The 14,144-nt window shown below is 42.2% G+C and carries 18 protein-coding genes; 11 read left to right on the forward strand and 7 right to left on the reverse strand.

Annotated features, from left to right (window positions below; all coding sequences use genetic code 11):
* The first annotated feature begins 63 nt into the window (after positions 1-63).
* The 8 genes from COP04_RS09835 to glnA all read left to right on the forward strand — a co-directional run bounded on the left by COP04_RS09835 (position 64) and on the right by glnA (position 7,522).
* On the forward strand, positions 64-336 hold the full coding sequence (locus tag COP04_RS09835) for an IDEAL domain-containing protein (protein ID WP_100487824.1): 273 nt from the start codon (positions 64-66) through the stop codon (positions 334-336).
* Positions 337-523: 187 nt separating this feature from the next.
* On the forward strand, positions 524-1,465 hold the full coding sequence (miaA, locus tag COP04_RS09840) for a tRNA (adenosine(37)-N6)-dimethylallyltransferase MiaA (RefSeq protein WP_100487825.1): 942 nt from the start codon (positions 524-526) through the stop codon (positions 1,463-1,465).
* Positions 1,466-1,647: 182 nt separating this feature from the next.
* Positions 1,648-1,881 carry an RNA chaperone Hfq gene (hfq, locus tag COP04_RS09845; protein ID WP_100487826.1) on the forward strand — a complete coding sequence of 78 codons (234 nt, stop codon included), beginning with the start codon at positions 1,648-1,650 and terminating at the stop codon, positions 1,879-1,881.
* Between the two features lie 238 nt (positions 1,882-2,119).
* Complete coding sequence (locus COP04_RS09850; RefSeq protein ID WP_100489616.1) at positions 2,120-3,085, forward strand: AAA family ATPase; 966 nt, start codon at positions 2,120-2,122, stop codon at positions 3,083-3,085.
* Between the two features lie 13 nt (positions 3,086-3,098).
* Entirely contained in the window at positions 3,099-4,358 is a 1,260-nt protein-coding gene (hflX, locus tag COP04_RS09855; protein ID WP_100487827.1) for a GTPase HflX, read from the forward strand.
* On the forward strand, positions 4,358-5,629 hold the full coding sequence (locus COP04_RS09860) for a methionine gamma-lyase family protein (RefSeq protein ID WP_100489617.1): 1,272 nt from the start codon (positions 4,358-4,360) through the stop codon (positions 5,627-5,629). The genes hflX and COP04_RS09860 overlap by 1 nt, the downstream gene beginning before the upstream one ends.
* A gap of 116 nt (positions 5,630-5,745) precedes the next feature.
* Positions 5,746-6,132: a MerR family transcriptional regulator gene (locus tag COP04_RS09865; protein WP_100487828.1), complete on the forward strand. Its 387-nt coding sequence runs from the start codon at positions 5,746-5,748 to the stop codon at positions 6,130-6,132.
* Between the two features lie 55 nt (positions 6,133-6,187).
* Positions 6,188-7,522, forward strand: coding sequence for a type I glutamate--ammonia ligase (gene glnA, locus COP04_RS09870; protein WP_100487829.1), 1,335 nt, complete (start codon positions 6,188-6,190; stop codon positions 7,520-7,522).
* 61 nt (positions 7,523-7,583) lie between these two features.
* Here the strand turns inward: glnA and COP04_RS20260 are convergent, their stop codons facing one another.
* The 5 genes from COP04_RS20260 to COP04_RS09895 all read right to left on the reverse strand — a co-directional run bounded on the left by COP04_RS20260 (position 7,584) and on the right by COP04_RS09895 (position 9,839).
* Complete coding sequence (locus tag COP04_RS20260; RefSeq protein ID WP_100487830.1) at positions 7,584-8,000, reverse strand: tyrosine-type recombinase/integrase; 417 nt, start codon at positions 7,998-8,000, stop codon at positions 7,584-7,586.
* Positions 8,001-8,561 (reverse strand): acetylglutamate kinase, encoded by a 561-nt coding sequence (locus COP04_RS09880; RefSeq protein ID WP_239984824.1) that lies wholly within the window; start codon positions 8,559-8,561, stop codon positions 8,001-8,003.
* A 177-nt stretch (positions 8,562-8,738) separates the two neighbouring features.
* Positions 8,739-9,122: a YmaF family protein gene (locus COP04_RS09885; protein WP_100487831.1), complete on the reverse strand. Its 384-nt coding sequence runs from the start codon at positions 9,120-9,122 to the stop codon at positions 8,739-8,741.
* Positions 9,123-9,285: 163 nt separating this feature from the next.
* Positions 9,286-9,396, reverse strand: coding sequence for a YjcZ family sporulation protein (locus COP04_RS09890; RefSeq protein WP_100487832.1), 111 nt, complete (start codon positions 9,394-9,396; stop codon positions 9,286-9,288).
* A gap of 269 nt (positions 9,397-9,665) precedes the next feature.
* Positions 9,666-9,839, reverse strand: a complete 174-nt coding sequence (locus tag COP04_RS09895; RefSeq protein WP_239984825.1) for a YjcZ family sporulation protein — start codon at positions 9,837-9,839, stop codon at positions 9,666-9,668.
* Between the two features lie 478 nt (positions 9,840-10,317).
* On the opposite strand from COP04_RS09895, the gene COP04_RS09900 reads away from it, so the two are divergent.
* Positions 10,318-10,662: a hypothetical protein gene (locus COP04_RS09900; RefSeq protein ID WP_100487834.1), complete on the forward strand. Its 345-nt coding sequence runs from the start codon at positions 10,318-10,320 to the stop codon at positions 10,660-10,662.
* 8 nt (positions 10,663-10,670) lie between these two features.
* On the opposite strand, the gene COP04_RS09905 is transcribed toward COP04_RS09900, so the two are convergent.
* Positions 10,671-11,126, reverse strand: a complete 456-nt coding sequence (locus COP04_RS09905) for a hypothetical protein (protein WP_100487835.1) — start codon at positions 11,124-11,126, stop codon at positions 10,671-10,673.
* Between the two features lie 739 nt (positions 11,127-11,865).
* Complete coding sequence (locus tag COP04_RS09910; RefSeq protein ID WP_100487836.1) at positions 11,866-12,009, reverse strand: YjcZ family sporulation protein; 144 nt, start codon at positions 12,007-12,009, stop codon at positions 11,866-11,868.
* Positions 12,010-12,749: 740 nt separating this feature from the next.
* Between COP04_RS09910 and COP04_RS09920 the strand changes: the two genes are divergently transcribed.
* Entirely contained in the window at positions 12,750-13,154 is a 405-nt protein-coding gene (locus tag COP04_RS09920; protein ID WP_100487838.1) for a hypothetical protein, read from the forward strand.
* 338 nt (positions 13,155-13,492) lie between these two features.
* Positions 13,493-13,999 (forward strand): DUF3189 family protein, encoded by a 507-nt coding sequence (locus COP04_RS09925; protein ID WP_100487839.1) that lies wholly within the window; start codon positions 13,493-13,495, stop codon positions 13,997-13,999.
* Positions 14,000-14,144 lie beyond the last annotated feature (145 nt).

Consider the following 14,144-nt stretch of genomic DNA (forward strand, 5'->3'; position numbering starts at 1 on the left):
AAAAACCGAGCGGGATTAAATAAACAAAAAGGGCAAGTAATATTGGATGCGGGGGGATCAACCGTGGAAGTCGGGCAGTGGGTCCATACGAAGTACATGGGGAAACATGATTGCACAGGTTTTGTCACAGCAGTATTTCCTGATTTTAAAAGATGCAAATTGAGAGTTACTACATGCGAAAACTATCCAAAAATGAAGTGGTTGGAAATTGCCTATGAAGATGCCATCACCGATCATTATTTCTACTCAATGGTAGAGATTAAGAGTCTGATCGATTTGGCGTTAGCCACTTACGACAAAGAGTGGTTCCATCAATTAGCCACGTATTTAACATAGCTCTGAGAGTGATGTTCTTATTTTTTTGGACGATCATTCATGAATTGCTACGTTTCTGAATAGCATCAGATCACAAAATCCGACAAAGCTTATTTTTTCCAGCACGGCTGCTGGAACGCTCTGTGCTATACTAAGTATAAATAGTAAGCCGACTGGAAATCATGGATCATGCAGGAGTTATTATTATATGCGAGAAAAGTTAATTGTGCTTGTCGGGCCAACGGCTGTTGGAAAAACGAAACTGAGTATTGAGCTCGCGAAACACCTTAATGGTGAAATTATTAACGGTGATGCGTTTCAGATCTATAGAGGAATGGATATCGGAACGGCAAAAGTTTCTTCCGAAGAAGCCAATGGCGTGCCGCATCATCTGATTGATATCCGTAATCCCGGAGATAACTATTCAGCTGCCGATTATCAGCGCGATGCGCGTCAGACAATCCATGAGATTGCCGGACGCGGGAAACTGCCCATTCTTGTCGGTGGCACCGGATTTTATGTTAAGGCAGCAGTTTATGACTATCATTTTCCTTCCGGAGGATCCAATCCGGCGTATAGGGCTGATTTGGAAGAACTGGCGCAAAGCGAGGGGGCTGAAGCACTCCATACGCGCCTCAGAGCAGTTGATCCAGTCTCTGCCGCCCGAATTCATCCGAATAATCTCGTACGGGTGATCCGGGCTCTAGAGGTTTTCCATGAAACGGGCAGGCGCTTCAGTGAACAAGAGTATGAAAAGAAACTTACTCCGCTCTTTGAGACGGTGTTTATTGGTCTGACAATGAATCGGGATCTTCTCTATCAGAGGATTGACAGCCGAATAGACCAGATGGTGGATCAGGGACTCCTCCAAGAGGTTTGCTCGCTCTATTCTCAGGGACTCAGGGATGCACAGGCGCTTCAGGCAATCGGTTACAAAGAATTTTTCCCCTATTTTGAAAATCAATGTACTCTGGAGCAGGCCGTTGATCAATTAAAGCGGAACTCACGACATTATGCCAAAAGGCAGTTTACCTGGTTCAAAGGGCAGATGAATGTACACTGGTTTGACATGGGCGAGGCGTTAAATCATTTCAGTCAAACAGCCGTAGAAGTCATCCGCTATATTGAAGAGCAATTTAGTTTTTACTGATCATTTTTTTATTTGCCGGGATACTTTGCAAATGATGGAAAATTAAAATATAATCATAATGTGAGATCTTTCTGACTGGACTGAAATTTCCTTCTCAGAAAATAAGATCATTCGCATTTTTTGCAGGAAAGTTTGATCAAAAATCGAAATATCTTTACTAGAGAGAAAAGAGGAGGAATAAAATGAAACAGTCGATTAATATTCAGGATACCTTTCTGAATCAATTGCGTAAGGAAGGAACGTTTGTGACTGTTTTTTTGGTCAGCGGCTTTCAGCTTAAAGGGAAAGTCAAGGGTTTTGATAATTTCACAGTTCTTCTGGACAGTGAAGGCAAACAGCAATTAATTTTTAAACATGCGATTTCAACTTTTACACCATCAAAACCGGTGAATTGGACAAATCAGGACGAAACATAATAGATTTGGGGAGGCAGCGAATCAGCTGCCTTTCTTTATTGATAGGGGTACCTTTCCGGCGTTCGCTCCTTCTGAATGGCTTAAAACAATCATAAAATGATGGAGTTCAGGAAATTACGATTGTCATGGATTCTATTGATCGAATGGTTGTCCCGATGTCTATACATTCGGCGCTTTTAATTAAAGTGCGGGAAGTTTTAAAGGGATGTCAGCCGAAAAAAGTGGGGTGTTCAAAACAATGCGAGAGGCTTTTACGTATACACAGAACAGTCAGATAAATGTGGTATTTAATCAAAAAAAAGAAAAAAGTGCCGCATTGCCTTTTCCAATAGATGAAAAGGTAAGTCATGCTCCGCTTGAAAAAATGGAAAAAGCGCTCAATCGACTTGTGGGCATGAGCGAAGTCAAGAAAATGGTAAAAGAACTTTACGCGTGGCTTTATGTCTACCGGAAACGCGAAGAGGCACAGTTAAAGGTTGGAAAACAGTCTTTTCATATGCTTTTCAAGGGAAACCCGGGGACGGGGAAGACCACCGTGGCCCGTCTGCTAAGCGATTTGTTCCGTGAAATGGAAATATTGCCGAAAGGTCAACTGATCGAAGCTGAACGTGCGGATTTAGTCGGTGAATACATCGGCCAGACTGCACAGAAGACGAGAGATTTAGTTAAAAAAGCTCTGGGTGGTGTTTTGTTTATTGACGAGGCCTATTCGCTGTCCCGCGGGGGAGAGAAAGATTTTGGCAAAGAGGCCGTTGACACGCTTGTCAAACAGATGGAAGATCATAATACAGAATTCATTCTCGTCTTGGCAGGATATTCTGATGAAATGGACGACTTTCTGCAGATGAATCCAGGGCTTCCTTCACGATTTCCGATGATCTTTTCTTTTCCGGATTTTTCCGGGGATGAATTATTGCAAATATCCGGGCAGATGATGGAAGAACGGGAATACCGGATGACGACGGAAGCACGAAAGCGTCTGTCACGTCACCTTCACCAGAAGGTGATTGACCATGATGCCCATTTCAGCAACGGCCGCTATGTGCGCAATTTGATCGAAAAAACAATCCGGCGGCAGGCCGTGCGTCTGGTCAGAGAGGGTGCTTTTGACCGTGATTCGCTGCTGACCATTCGCACGTGCGATCTGGCGCTGGACGATGAACGATTTCCCTTAAATGCAGATGAGGCATTCAGTACGATTTAGAGAGAGGAACATTATGGAGAATGTAATACTTGTCGGTTGTCAGCTGCCCGATCAGACGGATGACCATTTCGAGTCATCGCTTCATGAGCTTGCGGCGTTGACAAAGACAGCCGGAGGACAGGTCGTCAGTGTCCTGACACAGAAAAGGCAGAAATTAGATGCTGCAACATACATTGGAAAAGGAAAACTTCAGGAACTGGAAGCACTGGAAAAGCAGTTGGGTTCCAGCACCGTCATTTTCAACGCTGAGCTCTCACCGGGACAGCAGGGCAGGCTGAACGCCATTCTCGATGCGAAAGTGCTCGATCGGACACAACTCATCCTTGATATTTTTGCCATGCGTGCGCGATCCCGGGAAGGGAAACTTCAGGTCGAGCTGGCGCAGCTTCAATATTTGCTGCCGCGGCTGAGCGGCCTTGGCGATTCACTCTCGCGGCTGGGCGGCGGTATCGGGACGAGAGGGCCAGGTGAAACTAAACTTGAAACGGACCGGCGATATATCCGCAATCGTATGAAAGACATCAGCACCCAACTTGAGAGTGTTGTGAGCCATCGCCAAAGATACCGGGATCGGCGCACGGATCGAAATCAATGCCAGATTGCGCTGGTCGGTTACACTAACGCAGGAAAGTCCACTCTTTTCAATCAGCTGACTTTAGCGCATACATATGAGGAAGATCAACTTTTTGCGACTTTGGACCCGCTGACGCGGAAACTCAGACTCTCTGAAGGCTTTACATGTCTGCTTTCCGATACGGTCGGATTTATACAGGATCTGCCAACACAGCTGGTCGCGGCTTTTCGCTCGACGCTTGAAGAAGCAGCCGGTGCGCGGCTGATTATCCATGTGATTGATGTTTCCGATCCGGACTTGCTCAGTCATGAACAGACCGTGCGCAAGTTGATGGCTGAGCTTGGCGCTGACCAGATCCCCGTGCTAACCCTTTACAATAAAAAAGATTTGTTAAAAACTGCTTTTATTGCACCGAAAGATGCGTTTCTCGTTGCAGCGCGTGACGCTTCTGACCGTGTACACATTTTATCTGCGATCAGAGAAGCTCTGATCCGGCAGATGAAACCATACAGATGTCTGATACCTGCTGCTTCAGGCTCACTATTGAATGATGTCTCTGGGTATTCCATACTCAGGGAGCAAAAATATATTGAAGAGCGACAGGCTTATGAAGTAGCGGGGTTTGTCTATCCGGAAACTCCGCTTGGCTCATGGCTGCTTAAAACCAGTAACACAGAAGATGGGAAGAATCAATCATGATGTTTGATAATTTAAAGTATGGACAAATGCTGAAAAAATTAGCTGACTCTGCGGACCGGCTTACAGAGAAGAGAATGAAAGCAATAGATGAGACTGCACTGGAGAACCAGTATCGCGTTCTGTCGAGTTTCAGAAAAAACAAAATCAGTGATGCGCATTTCAGCGGCACGACGGGATATGGCTACGATGATTTCGGGAGAGAAGGAATTGAGGCCGTCTATGCAGACTGTTTCGGTGCCGAATCAGGGCTTGTCCGTGCTCAAATGATTTCTGGCACCCACGCGATTACAACCGCACTTTTTGGTGTGTTAAGGCCTGGTGATGAGCTCATGTATATTACTGGAAAACCATATGACACACTGGAAGGGGTTATCGGCCTCACGCCATCGGGACAAGGTTCGCTCAGAGAATTCGGCATCGGATTTAGCATGGTTCCCCTGAGAGAGGGAAAAATTGATACGGAAGCCGTGAATCATGCGATTTCACCGCGCACAAAAATGCTTGGCATTCAGCGTTCCCGCGGTTACGGAGACCGTCCATCCCTCACCGTTCATCAGATTGGTGAAACCATTGCCGCCATCAAAAAAGAACATCCGGACATTATTATATTCGTGGACAACTGTTATGGAGAATTTACTGAAACGAAAGAACCATGCCATGTCGGAGCCGACCTAATGGCTGGCTCATTGATTAAGAACCCCGGAGGCGGATTGGCAAAATCCGGGGGTTATATTGTCGGGAGGACGGATCTGGTGTCCAAATGTGCTGAACGGTTGACTGTTCCCGGCCAAGGTAAAGAAGTTGGCCCGACACTTGGAGAGCTTAAAGATCAATATCAGGGATTTTTCCTCGCCCCACATGTTGTCGCACAGGCTCTGAAGGGAGCCGTTTACACAGCTGCACTGATGGAAAACTTGGGGATGGAGACATCGCCATCCTGGAAAACTTCTAGAACGGACCTCATTCAGACCGTTACATTTCATGATCCGGATCAAATGACTGCATTTTGCCAGGCCGTTCAAATGGCCTCGCCGATTAATTCAAATGTGAAACCTTACCCTAGCCCGATGCCAGGCTATAAAGATAAAGTCATCATGGCTGCAGGTACATTTGTTCAAGGTGCCAGCCTTGAACTCACTGCAGATGGACCACTTCGTCCCCCTTATACACTCTACTTTCAGGGAGGATTGACTTTTGAACATGTAAAATCTGCGCTAATGATTGCAGTCAATCATCTGGCTGAAACAGAACTGATTCAGTTCGAGCAGTAAAAATTGTGACAATTATGTCAACTCTTACTGTCATTAGCTGTAAGATTACTTAACATCGTTTGACAACATTATTCTCCAAAGCTATAATGTGTTTGTGAAGGGGGGCTTGGGGCGATATGGATGACAGTGTACGTCGTTCAATGCCATTGTTTTCAATGGGTATTGTCCAGAAACTGACCGGACTTTCAGCGAGACAGATCCGTTATTATGAAGAAAATAAATTGATATTTCCTGAGCGGACTGAAGGCAACCGTCGGGTTTTTTCTTTTAATGATGTTGATCGTTTGCTGGATATCAAGTCACTTCTTGATGAAGGGGTTAACTTGGCCGGCATCAGGCGTGTGCTGAGTGAGAAGCCAGTTGCCGCTAACCGCCCAGCTGCGGAGAAGAAAACGTTGTCCGATACAGAGCTCATGAAATTCCTTAAAACCGAACTGGTCAGTGCCGGCAAGTTTGGAAAAGCTTCGTTGATACAAGGGGAGCTTTCACGTTTTTTCAAGTGAGGATTCTCTGTATATAAATTTGTTACAAAGAAACCTATTTTGGGGAGGATCACGAATGGCAAAGTTTACGAAGGAAGACATTATTTCTAAGGTAAATGAAGCAAACGTAAAGTTCATCCGTTTGCAGTTTACTGACCTGCTCGGGATCATTAAAAACGTTGAGATTCCGGTCAGTCAGCTGGAAAAGGCACTGGATAACAAAATTATGTTTGATGGTTCTTCAATCGAAGGATTTGTAAGAATTGAAGAGTCGGACATGCTTCTGTATCCGGACTATGACAGTTTTGTCGTATTCCCCTGGACGGCAGAAAAAGGCAAAGTTGCCCGCATGATCTGTGATATTCATAAACCGGATGGCACGCCATTCCCAGGGGATCCTCGTAACGTACTTAAGGCTGAACTTGAAGAAATGAAAAAGCTTGGTTTTACGGCATTCAACATCGGACCGGAACCTGAATTTTTCCTGTTCAAGATGGATGATGAGGGAAAACCAACGTTGGAACTGAATGACAAAGGCGGCTATTTCGATCTGGCACCTACGGATCTTGGTGAAAATTGCCGTCGCGATATTGTACTTGAACTTGAAGATATGGGCTTTGAAATTGAAGCTTCTCACCATGAAGTTGCACCGGGTCAGCACGAAATTGATTTTAAATATGCTGATGCCGTTAAGACCTGCGATAACATCCAAACATTCAAACTGGTTGTTAAAACGATCGCCCGTCAGCACAATCTGCATGCAACGTTCATGCCGAAGCCGCTGTACGGTGTCAATGGTTCAGGCATGCACTCCAACATGTCTCTGTTCAAAGGCAAAGAAAATGCATTTTATGATGAGTCTTCGAAGGATGGGCTTAGTGAAACAGCCAAGGCATTTATCGCTGGTGTTCTGAAACACGCCCGCGCTTTCACAGCGATTACGAACCCGACCGTTAACTCGTTCAAACGTCTGGTTCCCGGCTATGAAGCGCCAAGCTATGTAGCATGGTCTCTGAGCAACCGCAGCGCGCTGATCCGTATCCCGGCTTCCCGCGGGCTGAGCACACGTATTGAAGTCAGAAGCGTTGACCCGGTAACCAATCCTTATCTCGGCATGGCTGCAATGCTGGCTGCCGGTCTTGACGGTGTCAAGGAGAAATTGACTCCTCCGGATCCGGTAGATCGCAGCATCTATGTTATGGACGATGAAGAACGCGAAAAACTCGGCATTCATGATCTTCCGGCTGATCTGAAAGAAGCTTTGGCTGTCTTTAATGCTGATCCGGTCATCACCGCCGCGCTTGGCGAACATACTGTTTCACGCTTCAACGATGCAAAGGAAATTGAATGGGATATGTTCCGCACGCAAGTATCTTCTTGGGAACGCGATCAGTATCTCGAAACTTATTAATCTGATAAAACTTCTGAAACCTCTCGGCACATCTGATGCCGAGGGGTTTTTGTTTTGACCGCTAAAAAGTATAGATCAGTGGTATCGGCAACTCCTTACGATCTTGGCCGCTTTTTGACAGCCGATTTAAAATCTTATTGGTATGTTTTTCGACTTGGCAATTTGAATCATTTTGAATAATCTCACCGGTGTGAGAATATATATCTTCTGTGAGTTGCATTAAGCTATGACCGAGCCGCATCTGCATGTCTTTCATCAATGCTCCGGATTCAAGCATCAGCACCGTATGGGTGTGCCGGAGAGAGTGGATGGGGGGTTCAGGCAGATCGGCTTTTTTTTCGATGGATAAGCGCAGTGCCCTGAAGTATTTGACGGACGAGTGTGGATAGCTGAAACAGGAACGTGTTGCACAACTGGAAGAATATTTGAACGGGCTATGAGTTGAAAAGTAGTGAAAATATTGGGGGTATATACGGATTCACATTGGAAATTGGCTAGGAAACTGTCTTGCAATGCCGTATGCCATGATGTCTGCCATTGTTAAAGCTTGTTGTTCAATTCGATCAAAAGTTGAGACGCTCTCTGTATACTTCTTTGTCAATAATTCAACAGCTTCAGTTTTAGTCAAAGCCAGATGCTCGTGCATCATTGATTGCCAGTCTTTAGCCGACCAATAAGGATTGATATGACCAAGAAATGCAGCAATCTCATCCGCGTTAGTATACCATCTTTTTTCAGCATCGGTAGCAGCTGTACTATTACCGGCCTTCGCCGCTCGAACAAGCTGAGCGGCTATAACAAGATGTTCGGTGAATAATTTTTCAAACTGAGAGGCAACCGCGGAACCGTAGAGAGGAGCTAAGGCTAGTTCGAAATCTTTCGGGTTGCGGAGCAGCCGATTTGTTGTGAGTTCAGCATCAGGGAGGCTAAACACGATTCCAACGATTGTTAACCGAGTCCAATAAACGTGCTGTTCCCAAAGCAAACGTAGGTGATTTCTCAATTCAGTTTCTGCCATGCTGATATGCTGAGGAGACATTAGAATCAAGACCTCTCGAGAGTTTGCATTTAATTTATGAACTGAGTTTACGAAAAAGAATAAAAACATTGGGAAATGGCGAGAGGTGAAGGATAAGAAATTGACACCCGTTGCAAGGTGTCCTTAATGGAGGTGATACATGTATGGGGCGGGATTCGGCTTAATGTAAGTAATTTTTTATTGAACCTCTGGACTTGTTTTGCCTGAATATTTATGAGCATGAGGGGTAGCACCGTTTACAGAAGTTGTACCTCTAAACTCATGATAATGGCCTCCGTCTGGAAGCGGAATGGCTGGACCTGTTACGCCTCTTATTTCATGACGGTGACCATCGTCGACAGAAGTAAAAGTAAAGTATCTGTGCGTATGCGGAACCCCACTTGGAGCGGGTTCGGTGGTTCCGGCATATTTGTGGGCATGCCCTACTTCAAAAGAGGTAACTCCGCGAAACTCGTGAACATGAACTGGCCTCCCGTCCCAACTCGTTATAAAAAGCTGATGGGAATGAAATGGGTTTGAATCATCAGAATGGTACATGAAACCAGAAACAGGGATTTCCATTTATTGAGCTCCTTTTTAAAACAAGAATTTTGAAACAGTAATTCATATTCAAAAGAGCTTTGTATAGAACAAAATTATTTGACCATTAATAATCAAAAGGACACCCGGCGTAGGGTGCCTTCTAAACGTGGAGATGTTGTATGAGGCGGCTTGCTGCATTTTATTAGTAAACGAAAGCTGTACCAACAATGATCAACAAAATGAACAGTACAACGATCAGAGCGAAGCTGCTGCCGTGGCTGTAACCGCCACTGTATCCACCATCAGAACACATAATTGAACACCTCCTCACCACGGGATAATACATTTTATGAATTGGAATATACGTACGAAAGGGACAAAAGAGGGAATGAAAGAGCCTGTTTAATGAGGAAAAGTTGATTCCCATCAAAGATAAGAAATGTGATAGACAACGAAGAGAGGATGCTATCAGAAATCGTTATTTTGGGGTAGGTCAAAAGAGCACCCGGTGCAAGGTGCTCTCGATAAAGGAGTGATCGAAAAATGAGATATCGGCGGATTAACCTCGGGATACAGAAAGCATTAATAAATGAAAGTCGCTCCAATGATAATGAGCAAGATGAACAGGACGATGATTAAAGCAAATCCGCGACCAGCTCCAAATCCGCCGTAACCACCATAACCGCCATATCCATAGCCGCCATACCCGCCCTGGCATCCACAAGATCCATCGTAAAAAGGTTGGTTATTAAACAAGGGTAACACCTCCTTTGTATTTAGAATCATTTAGGAGAAAGATAAACTGTGAGAAAGTGAATAAGATCATTTATTTTTTAGGGATACCCAGGTCCAAACGGAAGTAATCTTTCATCTCATCTTGGATGACTCTTCACCTCACAATGATCATTAATGATTGGACGTTTTATTCATATGCTAGTCGGACCAGTGAAGAGCTTGTCCTCGAAACAAATGGGCGAATAACTAATTAAAAAAAGGATCGGATCCAACTGAGCGATATCGATACACTATTTTTATCACAGGAGGTAATTATCGGGACAAAAATACTGAAATATTAACCTTCTTGTCGTACGAATTGTCACTATAAGTGAAGGACATTTTATGAGCGCTTAACCGGCACTCTACTTTTAAACTCTGAATATGATTTTTAAAATCATTCGTTCATGCAGGAATATTCATCTCCCTGAAGAAATAAAATAAGGGAGAGGTGTTGTGAATGTTGGACATGATTGATATTCCAAGATTTAATTTTATTGAGCCCAGTCATGAAAAAGGTTCTAAGAATGCTGAACACACTTATTTTGTCACTACGGATGTCAATGAGGCGGTTGAGCATTATCTCCAAAGGATCAGAGAAAATAAATTTATTTATATGACCATTAGCACAATAGGCGGAAATGTCTGTGTGGCTAAATCTCTTGGACTGAACAGTAATAAAACCGAAGCTAAAATCATTAGAGTGGATCAAAGTATAAATCGAGAAGGCCGACAGTTTAAAACTTATACGGAAGAATTTATAAAAATAGTTGAGAAACGAATAGAAGCGCAAAAGGCGGGTTAATAAATGAATCATATAAAGTTTCCATTTTTCATTTCATCATTTACAAATTCATTATCAGGATCAAGATCTAATATCTTTTTTGCAAGCATTTTACCTTCTTCTCTGGATACTAACTCATCAGGTTCAATACTTAAGTGCAGGAGATCAGCCAGATAATCAACATATTCTGGATCTTTTTCATCACTTAATTCAACCGCTTTCCTAGCGTGATATAGGGCTAAATTAGGCGCACCATCAAAATCATTTAAGTCGAATGAAAAAATACAATGAAGTATATGATGCAACGACGCGGTTTCACCATTTGCAAATAATTGCGTCATCAAAGACACCCATGCCAAATTTTTTTTATCGGCATAGATAAATTCGACTAGGTCATTATATAAGTTTGATGCACGTAAATTTTTTGCATATTGTAAAGCTTTACTTAATTCGTGGCTTTTTAGTAATGTTCCTAACTTATTCATTTTTGAATCCATCCATTAGAAATGTAAATTCAAGACATTAAATTAAAAAATATTATTCATTTGGATTTGTTATTTCGCTTAATAAATTTCAGTATACTTCATTTGTATTTTTGTTAGCAATCAAGATACACACTGTTGCAATGATTGCCGATTTATAAAATTCAATACAAACGTTCGTTCTTGATTTCCCTGCCCCGTACGCAAGTATCTTCTTGGGAATGCGATCAGTATCTCGAAACTTATTAATCTGATTGAAACTCTGAAACTTCTTGGCACACATAGCGCTGAGGAGTTTTTGTTTTGCCCGTTTTCAGTGGCCAAAATAAATCACATACCGAATGTTCATTATTTTGCCGGTTTTTTGCCAGACATTTAAGACTTTATCGGTGTACTTTTCGACTTGACTTATCTCAAAGGTATGGGCTTAAATATTATCGGTAATCTCCATAGAACTATGACCGGATTGCATTTCCCCTTTTCTTTTATGGATGGAAGCAACATGTCTTGACGAAGAGGGGTTCTACTTTTCGGGATAGAAGATCAGTACAAAGTTCACCTGTATGAGCTTCTCGGAAAGCATGATTTAAAAGCCAAGCCGCATGATAGATGACAGGAGGGAGAAGAGATTTAATTGAATGCTCAAAAGAGCACCCGGTGCATGGTGCCCTCTCTAAAGGAGTGATCTAAAGGATTGGGCATCGTTGGGTATCGGTGGATTAACCTTAGGATGCGATAAACATTAATAAACGAAAGTTGCGCCAATAATAATGAGCAAGATGAAGAGAACGATGATTAATGCAAATCCGTTACCAAATCCAAAACCGCCGTATCCACCGTATCCACCATATCCGCCTCCGTACGCAGCATTAACAGGATACCCCATGAACAACACCCCCCCTTTCATGTGATAGTGCATTATATGAGCGGATAGACGGATGCGGAATGATTAAAATGCCTATTTGAGAAGATACGAAGGCAGAGGTCGGTGTAAAGAGGACAGAATTCTTGTGATAAATCCGGTGGTATCGCAGGTGGGATACCATTTGCTTTGATTTTAATAGGCACGGTAATACCGCGGTTTAGGAATATTTGAAAAAGAGTGATTTGTAAGTACGACCATAAAGCGGAAAATTAGAACCATCCAAGATTGATACTGATAATTTCAGACAGTAATCCCAGAAGAATTAAGCAGCCAATGATTATCATAAGAGTTCCAATTACTCGTTTTCTTTTGATTATAACAATGGTTCCACTTAGCAAAAACGCAACACCGGGTGCAATGATTGAGAACAAAATTGCATAACCAATGATTTGCATGGTTGAATCTCCTTTGCATAAAAAAAGCTCGGATCCCTCCGAGCGCTCTCGATAAGAATATTTTACCATACAGGGGGATTCCGGTGCACATTGAAAAAAACGATCCCGGTTAATCCTCAAAATATGAAAGCAGAGATAGATGCTATGGAAAATACAATTTTTATTTTATTAATGGACAAACCTTGAAGTATCCAATGCAAGAATGTGGGACAATAGAGTTATCATTTCAGAAATATAAACTAGGACGTTCAACTTATAAAATTATAGCGGATCAACAATCGCTTAATTGGGTGAGGGGATAAAACAATGAACATGATTGATCCAATATCTCTGAAATTGTCAAATTATTTGATTAACAAAAGAAAGAGATTAATAGCTAATCGTAAGTATGCTGAAGGCTCCGAAAAACATTCAGATGGATATTATCTTGTTTCGATCAACGACTTAAAAAAAATATTACCTCATCACTCAGTAAGTAGTGTTATTTCAGATATAAAATTTCTGTTAAAAGATGGATATATTGAGCAGAATTATGGGGAGTTAAATGATTTTACGGTATTGTTGACCAATCCTGATAAAAAAGTATTTGAGATTTCAAGCAAGGGGTGGTCATCTATACGTATTTTCTATTTTCATTTAATCAGTTTGATTGCACTGTCTATGATTCCGATTTGTTTGATTGTTCTACTCGTAATGCTGTATTTTAAGTGATTGAAAATAAAATTCCCATGAAACTTAATTGAATATCAATAGGGTTGCCTTGCAAAAGGAAGAAAAAAGTCTTCCCGCATGACCCGTTGATGTTCCTGATCGCTGTACAATTGAACGCCCCATGGCCAAGAATTTTGGCGGGAATTGCCCGGAACTCCTGAAGACCGCTTCGACAAAAACGCTCAGAAATCCTGTCTAATCAACCATTTTATATGTTCAGCAAGCCCTATACCTATATAGGGCTTGCTGAATCCATTTTAGTATTTAAACACTTGGATAATTACATTATTGAATGGGAATAACAATATAAGTAAATCAAAACGAAAAAGGATGATACTGTGATTTACATATATAATGATTTTGGCGGGACGCATACTACAGCATTAGCTGCAGCTTATCATCTAAAAAAGATATCTACAGATCATAAGTTAACTAGAGAAGAAATTTTATCTGTTCCTTACTTTAATCAGTTAAATAGTTCTGATATGGGTAAAATTGTTTTTCATGGAGTGGATGATGATGGAAATTCAGTTTATACGGTTGGACGTGGTGCCTCTAAACACATGCTTCCGGCTTTAAAAAATTTAAGTTTATTGTTACAAGAGAAATATGAAGGCCATCAAAAAATTATTTATTCCAACACATCACCAACTGTTCCAGTTGCTATGACGATAGGCGGATTATTTTCCAGATGGCTAAAAATCGATTTTATTGGAGTACCGCTGTTAGTATTTGGAGCGAAACAATGTTATCAGGATATCATTCGACTTGTAGAGCACACTAAAGATACAGGAAAAATTACTAAGGAAAAAGTAACAGTATTAAAAAATAAATCATTTAAGTAATTGTAATCACTTTCAGTTGGTGCTTTTTCTTTTGCTTCAAAACGAACAATCTGCCAGTAGGAGGTGAGGTATCATGAGTAGATGACAACAAGGATAAAAAGGCTGCCAGGATTATCAAAATGGCATGAAGTACAAGGATATTGCC

It is taken from the genome of Sporolactobacillus pectinivorans, assembly GCF_002802965.1.
GTDB lineage: Bacteria > Bacillota > Bacilli > Bacillales > Sporolactobacillaceae > Sporolactobacillus > Sporolactobacillus pectinivorans.